The organism is Pseudolysinimonas sp. 10J20-29, assembly GCF_055809595.1.
On record NZ_CM147917.1, the window covers coordinates 1,444,117 to 1,459,832 of the forward strand.

14 protein-coding genes and 1 pseudogene are annotated in these 15,716 nt (G+C 70.4%); 5 read left to right on the forward strand and 10 right to left on the reverse strand.

Annotation, left to right across the window (positions count from 1 at the left end):
- Window positions 1–11: 11 nt before the first annotated feature.
- The 6 genes and pseudogenes from ndk to AC0L6Y_RS07060 all read right to left on the reverse strand — a co-directional run bounded on the left by ndk (window position 12) and on the right by AC0L6Y_RS07060 (window position 7,368).
- Entirely contained in the window at window positions 12–437 is a 426-nt protein-coding gene (ndk, locus tag AC0L6Y_RS07035) for a nucleoside-diphosphate kinase (protein ID WP_473550031.1), read from the reverse strand.
- Window positions 434–754 (reverse strand): DUF4233 domain-containing protein, encoded by a 321-nt coding sequence (locus AC0L6Y_RS07040; protein ID WP_473558360.1) that lies wholly within the window; start codon window positions 752–754, stop codon window positions 434–436. The genes ndk and AC0L6Y_RS07040 overlap by 4 nt, the downstream gene beginning before the upstream one ends.
- A gap of 278 nt (window positions 755–1,032) precedes the next feature.
- Window positions 1,033–2,350 (reverse strand): annotated as a pseudogene (locus AC0L6Y_RS07045) (bifunctional folylpolyglutamate synthase/dihydrofolate synthase).
- Window positions 2,351–2,421: 71 nt separating this feature from the next.
- The gene (gene ileS, locus AC0L6Y_RS07050; protein WP_473550034.1) at window positions 2,422–5,718 is read right to left on the reverse strand and encodes an isoleucine--tRNA ligase; all 3,297 of its coding nucleotides are present in this window, start codon (window positions 5,716–5,718) and stop codon (window positions 2,422–2,424) included.
- A 298-nt stretch (window positions 5,719–6,016) separates the two neighbouring features.
- Window positions 6,017–7,018, reverse strand: coding sequence for a DUF1648 domain-containing protein (locus tag AC0L6Y_RS07055; protein ID WP_473550037.1), 1,002 nt, complete (start codon window positions 7,016–7,018; stop codon window positions 6,017–6,019).
- Complete coding sequence (locus AC0L6Y_RS07060) at window positions 7,015–7,368, reverse strand: GntR family transcriptional regulator (protein ID WP_473550040.1); 354 nt, start codon at window positions 7,366–7,368, stop codon at window positions 7,015–7,017. The genes AC0L6Y_RS07055 and AC0L6Y_RS07060 overlap by 4 nt, the downstream gene beginning before the upstream one ends.
- A gap of 155 nt (window positions 7,369–7,523) precedes the next feature.
- Between AC0L6Y_RS07060 and AC0L6Y_RS07065 the strand changes: the two genes are divergently transcribed.
- Window positions 7,524–8,819, forward strand: coding sequence for an MFS transporter (locus AC0L6Y_RS07065; RefSeq protein WP_473550044.1), 1,296 nt, complete (start codon window positions 7,524–7,526; stop codon window positions 8,817–8,819).
- A 94-nt stretch (window positions 8,820–8,913) separates the two neighbouring features.
- Window positions 8,914–9,435, forward strand: a complete 522-nt coding sequence (locus tag AC0L6Y_RS07070; RefSeq protein ID WP_473550047.1) for a hypothetical protein — start codon at window positions 8,914–8,916, stop codon at window positions 9,433–9,435.
- 2 nt (window positions 9,436–9,437) lie between these two features.
- Here AC0L6Y_RS07070 and AC0L6Y_RS07075 read toward each other — a convergent pair whose 3' ends face one another.
- Entirely contained in the window at window positions 9,438–10,163 is a 726-nt protein-coding gene (locus AC0L6Y_RS07075; protein ID WP_473550051.1) for a flavodoxin family protein, read from the reverse strand.
- A gap of 116 nt (window positions 10,164–10,279) precedes the next feature.
- On the opposite strand from AC0L6Y_RS07075, the gene valS reads away from it, so the two are divergent.
- Genes valS through AC0L6Y_RS07090 form a run of 3 tightly spaced genes read left to right on the forward strand, consistent with a single transcriptional unit; the run spans window position 10,280 to window position 13,556 of the window.
- Entirely contained in the window at window positions 10,280–12,880 is a 2,601-nt protein-coding gene (gene valS / locus AC0L6Y_RS07080) for a valine--tRNA ligase (protein WP_473550053.1), read from the forward strand.
- A 5-nt stretch (window positions 12,881–12,885) separates the two neighbouring features.
- Window positions 12,886–13,326: a GNAT family N-acetyltransferase gene (locus AC0L6Y_RS07085; RefSeq protein WP_473550055.1), complete on the forward strand. Its 441-nt coding sequence runs from the start codon at window positions 12,886–12,888 to the stop codon at window positions 13,324–13,326.
- The gene (locus tag AC0L6Y_RS07090) at window positions 13,326–13,556 is read left to right on the forward strand and encodes a hypothetical protein (protein ID WP_473550058.1); all 231 of its coding nucleotides are present in this window, start codon (window positions 13,326–13,328) and stop codon (window positions 13,554–13,556) included. Before AC0L6Y_RS07085 ends, AC0L6Y_RS07090 begins: the two co-directional genes overlap by 1 nt.
- Here AC0L6Y_RS07090 and AC0L6Y_RS07095 read toward each other — a convergent pair.
- The 3 genes from AC0L6Y_RS07095 to AC0L6Y_RS07105 form a co-directional block, all read right to left on the reverse strand.
- The gene (locus AC0L6Y_RS07095) at window positions 13,511–14,755 is read right to left on the reverse strand and encodes a benzoate/H(+) symporter BenE family transporter (protein WP_473550060.1); all 1,245 of its coding nucleotides are present in this window, start codon (window positions 14,753–14,755) and stop codon (window positions 13,511–13,513) included. The two genes, AC0L6Y_RS07090 and AC0L6Y_RS07095, sit on opposite strands and share 46 nt — an antisense overlap.
- Window positions 14,756–14,785: 30 nt before the next feature.
- The gene (locus tag AC0L6Y_RS07100) at window positions 14,786–15,022 is read right to left on the reverse strand and encodes a hypothetical protein (RefSeq protein WP_473550063.1); all 237 of its coding nucleotides are present in this window, start codon (window positions 15,020–15,022) and stop codon (window positions 14,786–14,788) included.
- A 79-nt stretch (window positions 15,023–15,101) separates the two neighbouring features.
- Window positions 15,102–15,650, reverse strand: a complete 549-nt coding sequence (locus AC0L6Y_RS07105; protein ID WP_473550065.1) for an ArsR/SmtB family transcription factor — start codon at window positions 15,648–15,650, stop codon at window positions 15,102–15,104.
- Between the last annotated feature and the right edge of the window lie 66 nt (window positions 15,651–15,716).

A 15,716-nucleotide genomic window follows, 5' to 3' on the forward strand; every position in this document is an offset into this window, starting at 1 on the left:
GTCGTCAGGTTCTAGTCGAACCAAAGCGCGAGCTCGCGCGCCGCGGTCTCGGGCGCGTCGCTGCCGTGCACCAGGTTCTGCTGCACCTTGAGACCCCAGTCGCGACCGAGGTCACCGCGGATCGTGCCGGGGGCGGCTGCCGTCGGGTCGGTCGCACCGGCCAGCGAGCGGAATCCCTCGATCACCCGGTTGCCGGCGACGCGGAGCGCCACGACCGGTCCGGACTGCATGAACTCGATGAGCGGCTCGTAGAACGGCTTGCCCTCGTGCTCGGCGTAGTGCGCGGCGAGAAGCTCGCGGTCGGGCGTCAGCATGCGCACGTTGACCAGCTGGTAGCCCTTCGCCTCGATGCGGCGAAGGATCTCACCGGTCAGGTTGCGCGCGACTCCGTCCGGCTTCACCAGGACGAGGGTCTCTTGCACGGTCTCACTGCTCACGTTGGGTCTCCTTCGGAGGTTGGGAATTCGGGATGGGTGGCCAGGAATTCGGCGCGCGCCTTCTCGATGGCGCGCGCACGCAGGAACGCCCACAGCCAGATCCCCGCGAAGACCGCGCCGAGCGCGAACAGCACGGGGAAGACGAAGCCGGTGGCGATCAGGACGACCTGCAGGACGGCGCCCGCGATCACGCCGGCGCGGTGGCGCTGGAGCCCCGCGACGATGACGAGGATCACCAGGAACGCTCCCCCGCCGACGAAGGCGACGACGGGGTCGACGATGCGCAGTCCGAAGACCACGAGCGTCACGAAGAACATCAGGAATGCCTCGAGGCCGAGGACGATCGTGAGGAGGGCCTCGGTGACGCCGCGGGTGCGGCGGGGTCTCGATACGCGCTGCGCGCTACTCGACCCGCTCGGGTTCGGCTGCGCGCTACTCGACCCGCTCGGGTTCGGCTGGCCGCTGCTCGACCCGCTCGGGTTCGGCTGCGCGCTACTCGACCCGCTCAGGTTCGGCTGGCCGCTGCTCGACCCGCTCGGGTTCGGCTGCGCGCTGCTCGACCCGCTCGGGGTGGGCTGCGCGGGGTTCGACTCGCTCACTTCCACTGTCCCGTCTCGGCGAGGTCGATCGCCTCGCCGACGAGCGTGATCGAGCCGGCGACGACGACCGCGCGCCGGGGCGATTCGCTCGCCCAGCCGCGCGCGGCATCCAATGCTCCGCCGAGCTCCTCGTGCGTCGTGACGCCCTCGCGGCCGGTGACCGCGACGACCCGAGAGGCGAGCTCGTTGACCGAGATCGCCCGGTCGGAGTGCGAACGGGTCACGAAGAACCGGGTCGAGACCGGGGAGAGCTCCTCGACGATGCCGTGCACGTCCTTGTCGCCGAGCACGCCCAGCACGATGCCGAACTCGTCGAAGTCGAAGTACTCGCGCAGGGCGGCCGCCAGGGCCGCGGCGCCGTGCGGGTTGTGCGCCGCATCCACCAGGACGGTCGGTTCGACGCCGACCAGCTGCAGACCGACCGGGAGAGGTCACGGTGCCGAGTCCCTCGGCGAGCATGTCCGCGTCCAGGGCGACGGTCGCGTCGCCGAGGAACGACTCCACCGCCGCGATCGCGACCGCGGCGTTCTGCGCCTGGTGGTCGCCGTAGAGCGGCAGGAACAGGTCGTTGTACTCGCCCGCGCGACCGCGCACGCTCACGAGCTGACCGCCGACCGCCACCGTCGTCGAGGTGACGGCGAAGTCCCGGCGCTCCACCGCGAGCGTCGCCTCGAAGCGCTCGGTCGCGGCGAGCAGCTCATCGAGCGCCTCGATCGACTGCATGGCGCTCACCACCGAGGCCGCCGGCTTGATGATGCCCGCCTTGGTGCGCGCGATCTCGGCGACCGTGTCGCCGAGGCGATTCTGGTGGTCGAGGGCGATCGGGGCGAAGACGGCGACCTGCCCGTCGGCGACGTTCGTGGAATCCCACTCGCCGCCCATGCCGACCTCGAGCACCATCACGTCGACCGGCGCGTCGGCGAAGATCGCGAACGCGAGGACGGTGAGCGCCTCGAAGTAGGTGAGCGGCGCCTCGCCCGCCGTGACGAGCTCGGCATCGACCATCACCAGGTACGGGGCGATGTCGGCCCAGTTGCGCACGAGCGCCTCGTTGGAGACCGGTCGGCCGTCGATCACGATGCGCTCATTGACGCGCACCAGGTGCGGACTGGTCAGCAGTCCGGTGCGCAGGCCCGAGGCGCGCAGGATCGACTCGATCATGCGCACCGTCGAGGTCTTGCCGTTCGTGCCGGTGACGTGGATCACCGGGGCCGCGCGGTGCGGGTCGCCGAGCAGTTCGACCGCGCGCCGGGTCGGCTCGAGACGCGGCTGCGGGTTCGACTCGCCGATGCGGCCGAGCAGCTCGCGGTACACCTCCGCCGCGTCATCGGCGAACTCGTCGTCGAAGTCGTCTTCGGGGACGGCCGCGCCGCCCGTGTCGTCGCTCACGCGCGCTCCACTCCGATCGAGATCTGGGAACCCTCGCCGACGGCGATCGTTCCGTCTCCAGCCTGGTTGGTCTGGACGGCGGTGGCAAGCGTCTCGGCCGCGATCAGGTCGCGGTGGGCGGTGATCGCCGCGAGCGCCGAGTCGTCGGCGCCGAGCGTCAGGGTGATGCGATCGCTGACCTCGAGTCCGGCGTCCTTGCGGGCCTGCTGGACGGCGCGCACCACGTCGCGGGCGAGGCCTTCGGCCGCCAGTTCGGGCGTCACATTGGTGTCGAGCAGCGCGAAGCCTCCCGAGGGCAGGAACGCGATCGCGTTCGACGCATCGGCGACCTCGAGCTCGAGCTCGAACTCGCCCGCCACGAGCGGAACGCCGCCGACTGTCACCGTCTCGCCGTCGATCGACCAGTCCCCCGCCTTGGCGGCCTGGATGATCTGCTGCACCTGCTTGCCGAGGCGCGGACCTGCGGCGCGCGCGTTGACGCTGAGGCGGCGCGTGATCCCGAAGTCGGCGAGGCTCGACTCGACGAGCGGCTCGAGCGTCACATCCTTGACGTTGAGCTCGTCGGCGAGGATCTCGGCGAAGTCCGCCAGTCCCGCCGCGGCATCGCTCACCACGGTGAGCCGGGCCAGCGGCAGTCGCACGCGCAGCTGACGCGCCTTGCGCAGCGCGAGGCCCGCGGAGGCGGTCTCGCGCACGCGGTCCATGGTCTCGACGAGCGCCGCATCCTCGGGGAAGGCGGAGGCGTCCGGCCAGTCCTCCAGGTGCACGCTGCGTCCGCCGGTGAGCCCGCGCCAGATCTCCTCGGAGACCAGCGGGATGAGCGGCGCGGCGACGCGGGTGACCGTCTCGAGCACGGTGAACAGCGTGTCGAAGGCGTCGGTGTCGGTGCCCTCCCAGAAGCGGTCGCGGCTGCGCCGCACGTACCAGTTGGTCAGCACGTCGGCGAAGTCGCGCAGGCGCGCGGCCGCGAACGGGCTGTCGAGCGCGTCGAGGTCGTTCGTGGTGTCGACGATGAGCTGGCGGGTCTTGGCCAGGAGGTAGCGGTCGAGGACGTTCGTCGAGTCGGTGCGCCAGGTTGCGGTGTATCCGGGGTTTCGATACGCGCCGTCGGCGCTACTCAACCCGCTCAGGCCTTCGGCGCTGCTCAACCCGCTCTCGTCGTCGCGGTTTCGATACGCGCCTTCGGCGCTACTCAACCCGCTCGACCCGCCGGGGGCGGAGTTCGCGTAGAGGGTGAAGAAGTAGTACGTGCTCCAGAGCGGCAGCAGCAGCTCGCGGACGCCCGCGCGGATGCCCTCCTCCGTGACGATGAGGTTGCCGCCGCGGATCACCGAGCTCGACATCAGGAACCAACGCATCGCGTCGGCGCCGTCGCGGTCGAAGACCTCGGAGACGTTGGGGTAGTTGCGCAGGCTCTTGGACATCTTCTGCCCGTCGTTGCCGAGCACGATGCCGTGGCTGATCACGTTCTTGAACGCGGGACGGTCGAACAGCGCCGTCGCGAGCGTGTGCATCGTGTAGAACCAGCCGCGGGTCTGCCCGATGTACTCGACGATGAAGTCGGCCGGGTTGTGCGAGTCGAACCACTCGGCGTTCTCGAACGGGTAGTGCACCTGCGCGAAGGGCATCGATCCGGAGTCGAACCAGACATCCAGCACGTCCTCGATGCGGCGCATCGTCGACTGGCCGGTCGGGTCATCCGGGTTCGGCCGGGTCAGCTCGTCGATGAACGGACGGTGCAGGTCGGGCTCGCCGGCGTCGTTCTTCGGCAGGGTGCCGAAGTCGGCCTCGAGCTCGGCGAGCGAGCCGTAGACGTCGATGCGCGGGTACTCGGGGTTGTCGCTCTTCCACACCGGGATCGGGCTGCCCCAGTAGCGGTTGCGGCTGATCGACCAGTCGCGCGCGCCCGCCACCCACTTGCCGAACTGGCCGTCCTTGACGTTGTCGGGCACCCAGTTGATCTGCTGGTTGAGCTCGCCCATGCGCCCCTTGAACTCGGGCACGCGCACGAACCAGCTCGACACGGCCTTGTAGATGAGCGGGTTGCGGCAGCGCCAGCAGTGCGGGTAGCTGTGCTCGTAGCTCTTCAGCTGGAACAGGCGCCCCTCGGCGCGCAGCAGCTGCACGAGCGGCTTGTTGGCGTCGGACCACAGCTGGCCAGCGACCGGCTCCACCTCGGGCAGGAAGCGGCCGCTGTCGGTCAGCGACAGCACGACGGGGATGCCCGCGGCGGCGCAGACGATCTGGTCGTCCTCACCGTAGGCGGGGGCCTGATGCACGATGCCGGTTCCCTCGCCGGTGGCGACGTACTCGGCGACGAGGATCTGCCAGGCGTTCTCCATGCCGGGCACGTTGACGTAGAAGTCCCACAGCCGGTCGTACTGCACGCCGTCGAGCTCCGCGCCGCGCACGGTGCGCTCGACCTCGACCTCGGCGGCGGAGGCATAGCCGAGCTCCTTGGCGTAGGCGGCGACGGTGTCGGCGGCCAGCAGGTACTCGTGCGCTCCGTCGGCGCTGCGCACGAGCGCGTACTCGATCTCGGGACCGACGGCGAGCGCCGAGTTCGTGGGAAGCGTCCACGGGGTGGTCGTCCAGGCGAGCGCGTTGACGCCGGTGAGACCCAGCACCTCCGCCTTCTCCCCGACAAGGGGGAAGGTCACGGTCACGGACTGGTCCTGACGCATCTGGTAGACGTCGTCATCCATCCGCAGCTCGTGGTTCGACAGCGGGGTCTCGTCGTTCCAGCAGTACGGCAGCACGCGGAAGCCCTCGTAGGCGAGGCCCTTCTCGTGCAGCTGCTTGAACGCCCAGATGACGCTCTCCATGAAGCTCACGTCGAGCGTCTTGTAGTCGTTCTCGAAGTCGACCCAGCGCGCCTGGCGGGTGACGTACTCCTCCCACTCGCCGGTGTAGCGCAGCACCGATTCGCGGGCCTTGGCGTTGAACGCCTCGATGCCCATCGCCTCGATCTCGTCCTTGGTGGTGATGCCGAGCTGGCGCATCGCCTCGAGTTCGGCCGGGAGACCGTGCGTGTCCCAGCCGAAGCGCCGGTGCACCTGCTTGCCGCGCATCGTCTGGTAGCGCGGGAACAGGTCCTTGGCGTAGCCGGTGAGCAGGTGCCCGTAGTGCGGAAGGCCGTTGGCGAAGGGCGGGCCGTCGTAGAAGACCCACTCGTCGCAGCCCTCGCGCTGCTCGACGGAGGCGCGGAAGGTGTCGTCGCCCTTCCAGAAGGCGAGGATGCCCTGCTCGATGGCCGGGAAGTCCGGAGAGGCGGGGATCGCGGGGTACGGCATCTGGTCCTCAACTCGTGGCGGGTGTTCGATCTCCACGAGGACGGCGACTGCTCGCATCGAACAGGAACCGCGGTACCACCTCGCTTGCGGGGGCGTCGCGTGGTGGGTTTCGATACGCGGCGTTGCCGCTACTCAACCCACGGCTGCCTCCGCCGCTCTTGCTCGCTGTGACGGGCTGACCCGCTCGGTTCTAGTTGCTTCGAGAAGCGTTCTTCCGAGGACTCCCCGGTGATGGCCGGATCGCAGTCGATGGGTTCATCGTAGCGGTTTCGCGGCCCCGGTTCGCGGTCCGGACGCCCTAGCCGTGCGAGCGGATCGACCGCGCGTGCAGGGTGGCGAGCACGCGCGCCGCCGTCTCCGCGTCGCCGCAGGTGACGACGAAGGTGCGACCTCCGCGTCGCTCGATCTGCAGCGCCGCACCGCGTTGGAGCACGATGCCGAATCGCCCGTCGAGACCGAGGCGGATGCCGATCCCGCCGAACTCCCCCAGCGGGTTCACCTGCACCACCGAGATCCGCTCGATCGCCTCGAGCGGGACGCGGAAGCGCGGAACGCCGACGCCGCCGGTGACGGTGAGGCCGCGCTGGTCGACGCGCACCGTGAAGTGCAGCGTGGCGAGCACGGCGAGCAGCAGCACGAGCGGGATGACGAGGAGCGCGGCGGAGGCGCCGTCGCTCGCGATGACGGCGGTCCCCACGGCGAGCGCCGCGAACAGCACGGCGGCGACGACCGCGAACGCCAAGGGTCGGCTCAGGCGCGTTCCGCCGACCCAGGCGAGCCGCTCGCCATCCTCGACCACGAGCGGGCTCGCGTCGCGTAGCTCGCTCGCCGTGACCGGAGCGGCGGCGGGCAGCACGAACCAGCTGATCGCGCCTGCGGCGAGCGCCAGCAGCGCCGCGATGCCCATCACCGGCAGGATGTCGCCCGCGTCCTGCGCGGAGACGAGCCCGCGCTGCAGCCACAGCGACCCGACGCCGATCGTGACGACGAGGACCGACACCGCCGCGGCGACCACGGCCAGCAGCTTGTGCGTGCGCAGGAACTCGCCGCGCCCGCCCGCGGCCGCGAGCACGCCGTACAGGATCCCGGGCACGCCGACGCCCACGACGAGGAGCAGGATCGGGATCGTCCAGAGCGGGCCGACGCCGTCGACGCCATCGAACCCCCAGTGGGTGGCGACCGTGCTGGGCAGCTCGGGCGCCCAGAGCGAGACCAGCACGAGTCCGACGGCGGTGACCACCAGCGGAACGCCGAGGGCGACGATGATGACGCGGTACGAGGTCGCGGAACGTGCGGTCATGACGGGTATTCCTCTCGAATGAGCGAGACAAGCGCTTCACGACCGATTCCGGCCTCCCGGGCGGCGGCGACCAGGTCGCGCACCGCGGGTGCGATGTCGATGCGGGTGCTCGCCTGTGCCGTGACGACGGCCCCGCGCCCGCGGCGGAGTTCCACGGCGCCCTCGTCGCGAAGCTCCTGGTAGGCGCGCAGCACCGTGTGGATGTTGATGTCGAGCGCGGTGGCGACCTCGCGCGCGCTGGGAAGGCGATCGCCTTCGCGGAGCTCCCCGCGCGCGAGCGCACCGCGCACCGACCCGGCGAGCTGCGCGAACAGCGGAACCGCCGAGGTCGGGTCGAGGCGAAACAGCATGCCGACAGCCTATATTTCTATTTCTTATAGAACAAGTTGTGACGCGCCGGGCGCGGCGGTCCGCACGCCACTACGCTTCTGGACTTGTGACCTACGAAACTCGTGGCAAAGTGCCAACCACGTCCCCGTCGGTCACGGACAGCACCCGTGCCTCCGTGATCGCACCCTCCGACCCCCGCACCGCACGCAAGGCCCGCTGGGCCTCGCTGGTCGGGACCTCCCTGGAGTCCTACGACTTCTACCTGTTCGCCTACTTCTCGGCCTTCTTCGCCGGCCCGCTGTTCTTCGAGCCGCTCGGACCGGTGGGCGCGAATCTCACCGCGCTCGCCACCATCGGCGTCGCATTCGTCGTGCGTCCGCTCGGCGCGATCCTGTTCGGACACCTCGGCGACCGGCTCGGCCGCCGCACCACCCTGATCGTCACCGTGACCATCATGGGCGTGGCGACCGGCCTCATCGGCGTGCTGCCGACCTTCGACCAGGCCGGCTGGTTCGGGGCGATCCTGCTGGTGACCCTCCGTGTCGCCCAGGGCGTCTCGCTCGGAGGCGAGTGGGGCGGCGCCGTGCTCATCGCGACCGAGCATGAGAGCCGCGCCAAGCGCGCCTTCGCCGCCGCGATGCCGCAGCTCGGCTCGCCGATCGGCTCGATCCTCGCCGCCACCGCGTTCCTCTGGCTCACGCTGACCCTCAGCGCCCCCGAGATCTCCGCGTGGGCCTGGCGGATTCCGTTCCTCACCGCGATCCCGCTGCTCGCGATCTCGCTCTACCTGCGCCTGTCCATCACCGAGACCCCCGTCTTCACTGCGGTGAAGGCGCAGGGGCTGCGCCCGCGGGTGCCGATCGCGGCACTGCTGCGCGCCCAGCCGGCCACGATCCTCGTCGCCATCGGCGTCGCCCTGCTCGGCATCGGCTCCTACTCGCTGATGAACACCTACACGCTGAACTACGGCGCGAGCGTGCTCGGCTACGACTACTACCAGCTGCTCATCGCGACAACCGCGGGCGGGCTCCTGCAGCTCGTCACGATTCCCCTGTTCGGCTGGTGGGCGACCCGCATCGGCTCGGCCCGCGTCGTCGCGATCGGCGCGCTGGGCACCCTGCTCGTCGCGTTCCCGATCTACTACGTGCTGCAGTTCTCGAGCTTCGAGTTCCTCGTGGCGATGATGATCATCGGCGGGATCCTGCCGACGATGAGCTGGGCCGCCCTCGGCGGCATCTTCACCGAGCTGTTCCACGAGCGCTACCGCTACTCGGCTCTCGGGTTCGCCTACGCCCTCGCGGCCGTGGTCTCGGGCTTCATCCCCACCGTGACGGCGGGCCTCGGCGTCGCGACCGAGCAGGCGTGGTGGCACCCCGGGCTCGTGCTCGCGACGCTGTCGCTCGTGACGCTCGTGAGCGCGCTCATCGCGCAGCGCATCCGCGTGGACCGAGACGACGCCCCCGCCGCTTGAAGCGCGCGGCGGCGGAGCCTAGAGTGACGCTCAGAACTCGTGGCGGGGCGACTGCGCCCCGCCACGTCCTGAGGCGGATCACGGGCGGGCTTCGATGAACAGCGATTTCGGCGAGCGACGGCGGCCTTCGCGGCTCATGATCGCCCTGCTCGCCGCGTCGAGCCTGCTCCTCGTCGCCGTCGTCGCGCTCATCATCGTGCTGATGACCGACGACGGGGACGCGAGCACCCCCGTGCCGACACCCACGCCGAGCGCGACCGCCACCCCGTCGGCGAGCGCCACCCCGAGTGCGACGCCGACCGCCACCTCGAGCGCCGAGCCGACGCTGCCGCCGTCGCCGATCCGCAACTTCGAGTCCTCGACCACCGAGGTGAACTGCACGGCAGGCGGTTCCGTTCCGCTGACCTTCACCTGGGACACGGCGGGCACCACGGTGTCGTTCGGCATCGGGACCGAGGCGGCCGACGCCGAGCCCTACGAGACGGGCCTCCCCGCCGTCGGCACCATCACCGTCGACTACCAGTGCGGTCAGCCGACCGGATGGCAGCAGTACTCGATCGCCGTCTTCCTCGGCTCCGAGATCATCGCGCGCGACACGATCCTCGTCAGCGAATAGCGCTAGCGGTACTCGGGGTTCGCCGAGTACCCCCAGCGCTCGCCGCGCGTCCACCGTTCGGGCTGGTTGCCGTAGGCCGGAATCCCGCCCGCGTCCTTCAGCATGCGCGCCAGATGCAGCAGGTTCCAGGTCATGAAGGTGACGTTGCGGTTCGTGAAGTCGTTCTGCGGACCGCCCGAGCCCTCGTCGAGGTAGCTGGGCCCCGGCCCCACCTCGCCGATCCACCCGGCGTCGGCGGCCGGCGGGATCGTGTAGCCGATGTGCTGCAGGCTGTAGAGCGTCGACATGGCCGAGTGCTTCACCCCGTCCTCATTGCCGGTGACCAGCACCCCGGCGGTCTTGCCGTAGTACACGTACTGGCCGTTCTCGGCGAGCTCCCCGCTCATCGAGTACAGCCGCTCGATGAAACGGCGCAGCACGGAGGACGGCTCCCCCAGCCAGATCGGCGTGCCGACGACGAGGATGTCGGACTCACGGATCCGCGGCCAGAGGTCGACCCACTCGTCGAACTCCCAGCCGTGCTCGCGCATGTCCGGGTAGATCCCGTCGGCGACATCGTGGTCGGAGAGCCGGATCTGGTCGACGGACACGCCCTGCGATTGCATGAGCGCGATGCTGCGCTTCATCAGACCGTGGGTGTGGCTGATCTCGGGACTGCGCTTGAGCGTGCAGTTCACGAACGCGGCATGCAGATCGTCATACCGAGCGGGAGGCGTCACGGCGGCCATGGCCCGACCGTACTCCCGGATGGAGTCGGTAGACTCAGATCACACCTCACACTCAGGCACCTCGCCCCGGATTCGGGGCATTGACTCGGTGCCGCCGAAATCGAACCGGAGTCCGCGTGAACGCCAGCGCCCCCATTCCCGACAAGCCCGCACTCGAGGGCCTCGAAGCGAAGTGGGGCGAGACCTGGGAGGTCGACGGCACCCACCGGTTCGATCGTGCCGCGGCGCTCGCCGCGGGCAAGGATGCGGTGTTCAGCGTCGACACGCCCCCGCCGACCGCCTCCGGCAGCCTGCACATCGGCCACGTCTTCAGCTACACGCACATGGACCTGGCGGCGCGCTTCCAGCGCATGAACGGCAAGCACCTGTTCTACCCGATGGGATGGGACGACAACGGCCTGCCGACCGAGCGTCGAGTGCAGAACTACTACGGCGTGCGCTGCGACCCGACGCTGCCCTACGACCCCGACTTCACTCCCCCGCACGACGGCGGCGAGGGCTCGAGCACGAAGGCCGCCGATCAGCAGCCGATCAGCCGACGCAACTTCGTCGAGCTCTGCGAGCGGCTCACGGTCGAGGACGAGAAGCAGTTCGAAGACCTCTGGCGCACCCTCGGACTCAGCGTCGACTGGTCGCTGACCTACCGCACGATCGACGAGCATTCGCGCGCGACGGCGCAGCGCGCGTTCCTGCGGAACCTCGCCCGCGGCGAGGCATACCAGGCGGATGCTCCCACCCTGTGGGACGTGACCTTCCGCACCGCGGTCGCCCAGGCCGAGCTGGAGGACAAGGAGCAGCCGGCGGCCTACCACCGGGTGTCGTTCCACAAGCCCGACGGCGGCACCGTCGAGATCGAGACCACCCGCCCCGAGCTGCTGCCCGCGTGTGTCGCGCTGGTCGCGCACCCGGACGATGAGCGCTACCAGGGCCTGTTCGGCACGACGGTGACGACGCCGGTGTTCGGCGTCGAGGTGCCGGTTGTCGCGCACCGCCTGGCCCAGCAGGACAAGGGCTCCGGCATCGCCATGATCTGCACCTTCGGCGACGTCACCGACGTCGTCTGGTGGCGTGAGCTCGACCTGCCGAACCGCACCGTCATCGGCCGCGACGGCCGCCTGATCGCGGAGGCCCCCGCCGAGGAGCTGTTCAGCGAGGCCGGCCGCGCCGCCTACGCCGAGCTCGCGGGCAAGACCGTCTTCAGCGCCAAGGCCCGCATGGTCGAGCTGCTCGCCGAATCCGGCGACCTGCACGGCGAGCCGCGCAAGATCACGCACCCGGTGAAGTTCTTCGAGAAGGGCGACAAGCCGCTCGAGATCGTCTCGACGCGCCAGTGGTACATCTCGAACGGCGCCCGCGACGAGGCGCTCAAGGAGCGCCTGCTCGCGGCGGGCACGAGCATCGACTTCCACCCCGACTTCATGCGCGTGCGCTATGAGAACTGGGTCGGCGGCCTCACCGGCGACTGGCTGATCTCGCGCCAGCGCTTCTTCGGGGTGCCGCTGCCGGTCTGGTACGAGCTGGACGCCGAGGGCGAGCGCACCGGCGTCATCGTGCCGGATGAGGCATCCCTCCCGATCGACCCGTCGAGCGATGTCCCGCCCGGCTTCACCGAGGCGGACCGCGGCGTTCGCTTCGAGGGCGAGCTCGACATCATGGACACCTGGGCGACCTCGAGCCTCACGCCGCAGATCGCGGCCGGCTGGGAGCGCGACCCAGAGCTGTTCGACCTGGTGTTCCCCTACGCCCTGCGCTCGCAGGGTCAGGACATCATCCGCACCTGGCTGTTCTCGACCGTGCTGCGCGCCGAGCTCGAGCACGGGCAGGTGCCGTGGAAGAACGCCGGGATCTCCGGCTTCATCGTCGACCCCGACCGCAAGAAGATGTCGAAGTCGAAGGGCAACGTCGTCACCCCCGCGGGGCTTCTCGAGGAGCACGGCTCGGATGCGGTGCGCTACTGGGCGGCGAGCTCGCGCCTCGGCACCGACGCGGCCTTCGACCCGCAGAACCCGAAGCAGATGAAGATCGGCCGACGCCTGGCGATCAAGGTGCTGAACGCCTCCAAGTTCGTCTACTCGTTCCCGCTGGATGCCGGTCGAGTCGGCCCCGAGGGTCGCATCGAGACCAGCGCCATCACGGAGCCGCTCGACCGCGACATGCTCGCCGAGCTAGGCGAGGTCGTGCGCCTGGCGACGAAGGCATACACCGAGTTCGATCACGCACGCGCTCTCGAGGTGACCGAGCAGTTCTTCTGGACCTTCTGCGACGACTACCTGGAGCTCGTGAAGGAGCGCGCCTACACCGGCACCGGCGCTCCGCAGGCCAGCGCCGTGGCGGCGCTGCGCCTCGCGATCGACGTGTTCCTGCGTCTGCTCGCCCCGGTCATCCCCTTCGCCACCGAAGAGGTGTGGCGCTGGACCCACGCGACCTCGGTGCACGCGGCCGGGTGGCCGCAGGCGACCGAGCTGGCCGAGTTCGGCGCGGCCCGCGGGCTGCTGCCGGAGGTGAGCGCCGCGCTGATCGGCATCCGCCGCGCCAAGACCGACGCGAAGGCCTCGCAGAAGACCGAGGTCGTCTCGGCCGTGCTCGCCGGCCCCGCGCTGCTGGCCGAGGCGGTCGACGACCTCCGCGCCGTGGGCCGCATCGCCGAGCTCACGCTCGTCGAGGCCGAGGAGGTCGCCGTGACCGAGATCGTGCTCGCGGAGCAGCCGGAGGCCTGATCGCCGTGCAGATCCGCGAGCTCACCGCGCACGACCTGGCCGCCTGGCGCGAGCTGTTTCGCGCCTACGGCGTGTTCTACGAGACGCAGTTCTCCGAGGACGTGCTCGACCGGGTCGGCGGGATCCTGCTGACGCCCGGTTCCGGGGTCGACGCGATCGTGGCCGAGGATGACGGCACCCTCGTCGGGTTCGCCCACTACCGCCGGCATCCCGACACCTTCACGGGCGGGTCCGACTGGTATCTCGACGACCTGTATGTCGACCCGGCAGCCCGCGGCGCGGGCATCGCCACGGCGCTCATCGAGGCGCTGACCGCCCTCGCCCGCGAGTCGAGCGAGGGCGGAAAGCTGCGCTGGATCACCGCCGCCGACAACGAGCGCGCGCAGCGCGTGTACGACCGGATCGCGACCCGAACCACCTGGGTCACCTACGAGAAGGGCATCTGATGCAGCTCGGCACGAGGTGGGCGGTCGGCGCGCCGGCCCCCGCCACTCTTCCCGCCGCCGTGATCGCGGCGATCGACACCGTCGAGGCGGAGGTCGCCGCGTTCGACACGAGCGCCTGGCGCTGGACCCTCACCTGGCTCGAGGGGCGCCCCGTCGTCGAACTCGACGACGGCACGACGATCCGCTACGACCCGGTGCTCGACGCGGCCACGGTGTCGTCCGCCGACTGACGCGGACGGCGCGAGAGCACCAGCCAGAGATACGCGACGCCACCCACCACGAGGCCCCAGAACGCGGAGCCGATCCCGGCGATCGTGACCCCCGAGACGACGACCAGGAACGTCAGCACCGCGACCACCCGGTGCGCCGGCTCGCGGAGCGCATCGGCGATGGATGACCCGAAGGCGCCGAACAGCGCCAGGCCCGCGACCGCCGTGATCAGGATCGGCGGGGCGACGGCGACGAGCGCGCTCGCGGCGCTCGCCCCGAACGCGAGAACGAGGTAGGCGACGCCGCAGGTGAGGGTCGCGATCCAGCGGCGGCGCGCATCCGCGTGCGCGTCCGGACCCGCCATCATGGCCGCCGTGATCGCGGCGAGGTTCAGCGCGTAGCCGCCGAACGGCGAGATGATCGCCGAGGCGGCCCCAGTGCTCAGCAGGATCGCCCGCGCGGGCGGCTCGTGATAGCCGAACGTGCGCAGCACGGCGAATCCGGGCACGTTCTGCCCGGCCATCGTGACGAGGTACAGCGGCACGCCCAGGCTGACGATCACGAGCGGATCGAAGTGCGGCATCACGAACTCGAGCGTCGGCGCGAGCGAGTACTCGCCGAAGCCGCTGGCGCGGCCCGAGACGATGATCGCCGTGATCGTGGCGACGACCGCCCCCGCCACCGCCCAGCGCGGAGCGAGCCGGGCCAGCAGCGCCCAGACGATGACGGCCGGCAGCGCCAGGGCGGGAAGCTCGACGGCCGCCTGCACCGGGGCCAGGCAGATCGGGACCAGGATCCCGGCGAGCATCGCGCTGCCGATCGCCGGAGGGATGCGGGTCATCGCGCGGGCAAGCGTTGGCCAGGCTCCCGTGAGCAGCAGCAGCGCGGCGCACACCAGGAACGCGCCGATCGCGCTGGCGAAGTCACCGGTGAGCCCGCCCGCGGCGATCATCACGGCGGCGCCGGGCGTCGACCAGGCGAAGGCGAGCGGAAGCCGGAAGGCGACGCTCAGTGCGATGCAGAGGATGCCCTGGCCGAGCGAGAGGGCGAAGAGGCCCGACGCGGCCTGCGCGGGCGTGGCGCCGACGGCGACGAGTCCCGCGATGACCAGCGTGAACGAACTGGCGAAGCCGGTGAGGGCCGCGATGACGCCGGCAGCGATCGGATGCCCCAGGTCGCTCATCCGGATCGACGCCCCGGATGGCGGACGGGTCTGCATGCCCACAATCTAGTGCCCGACCCGCCGGGGTCAGCGCGGCCCGTGGTCGGCGGCGAGCCGGAGGCCCTGCACGCGGGTCGCCTCGAGCTGACGCTCGGCGGCGCGCTGGGCGAGGATCTGCTCGCGCGTGACGGGACGCGTGTCGCGGCGCCCCCAGGTGACGAGGGCGACACCGAGACGCACCGCGAGTCGGCGGGCGCCCGGCCGGTGCACGCGGGGCGAACGCAGCGCGACGGCGGCAAAGACGGGGATCGGCTGGGTCGTCATGACCGTGCCTCCTTCCTGAGATCCGAGGTGCCGTCGGGGTGCTCCGGTGTCGGAGCCCCGTCGACGACGGGGAACAGGTTCAGCTCGGCTGCACCGGGCGCGCGCCGGGCGCATCCTGATCGCGATACCGGGCGACGTAGTCGCGGATCACCGCGGTCAGCGCATCGTTCAGATCCGCCGTCTGCGCGTGCGTCATCCGCAGGTTGGTCGTGGTGAGCGTGCTCGCCTCCAGCCAGTCGAGGCCGAGGGAGTCGCCGCGCGCCAGGAAGTCGCTGAGAAGCCGGCGGCGGTTGTGCTCCCACTCCGCGAGGAGCAGGTCGGTCGCCGCACGTTCGGGCGACTCACGGTCGAAGCGACTCGGGTCGAGCATGATGCCCCCGGGCACCCGCTCCCACCAGCGCTCGCGCGCGCTGCCTTTGCCTTCCAGCTCGCGGACGAAGCCGTGCTTCTCCAGTTGGCGCAGGTGGTAGCTGGTCGCCCCGCTCGACTCGCCGAGCCGGTCGGCGAGACCGCTCGCCGTCGCCGCGCCGTACGTCGAGAGCGCGTCGAGGAGCTGCACGCGCAGCGGATGCGCGAGCGCCTTGAGGTCGTTCACGTCCAGCGTGCGCGGGGCCCGTTCGGTGGTCATAACGCAAAGATACCTTTGCAGAGAGTTCTTTGCAAGATTTTCTTTGCACTGTCTCGCGCTCGCCAT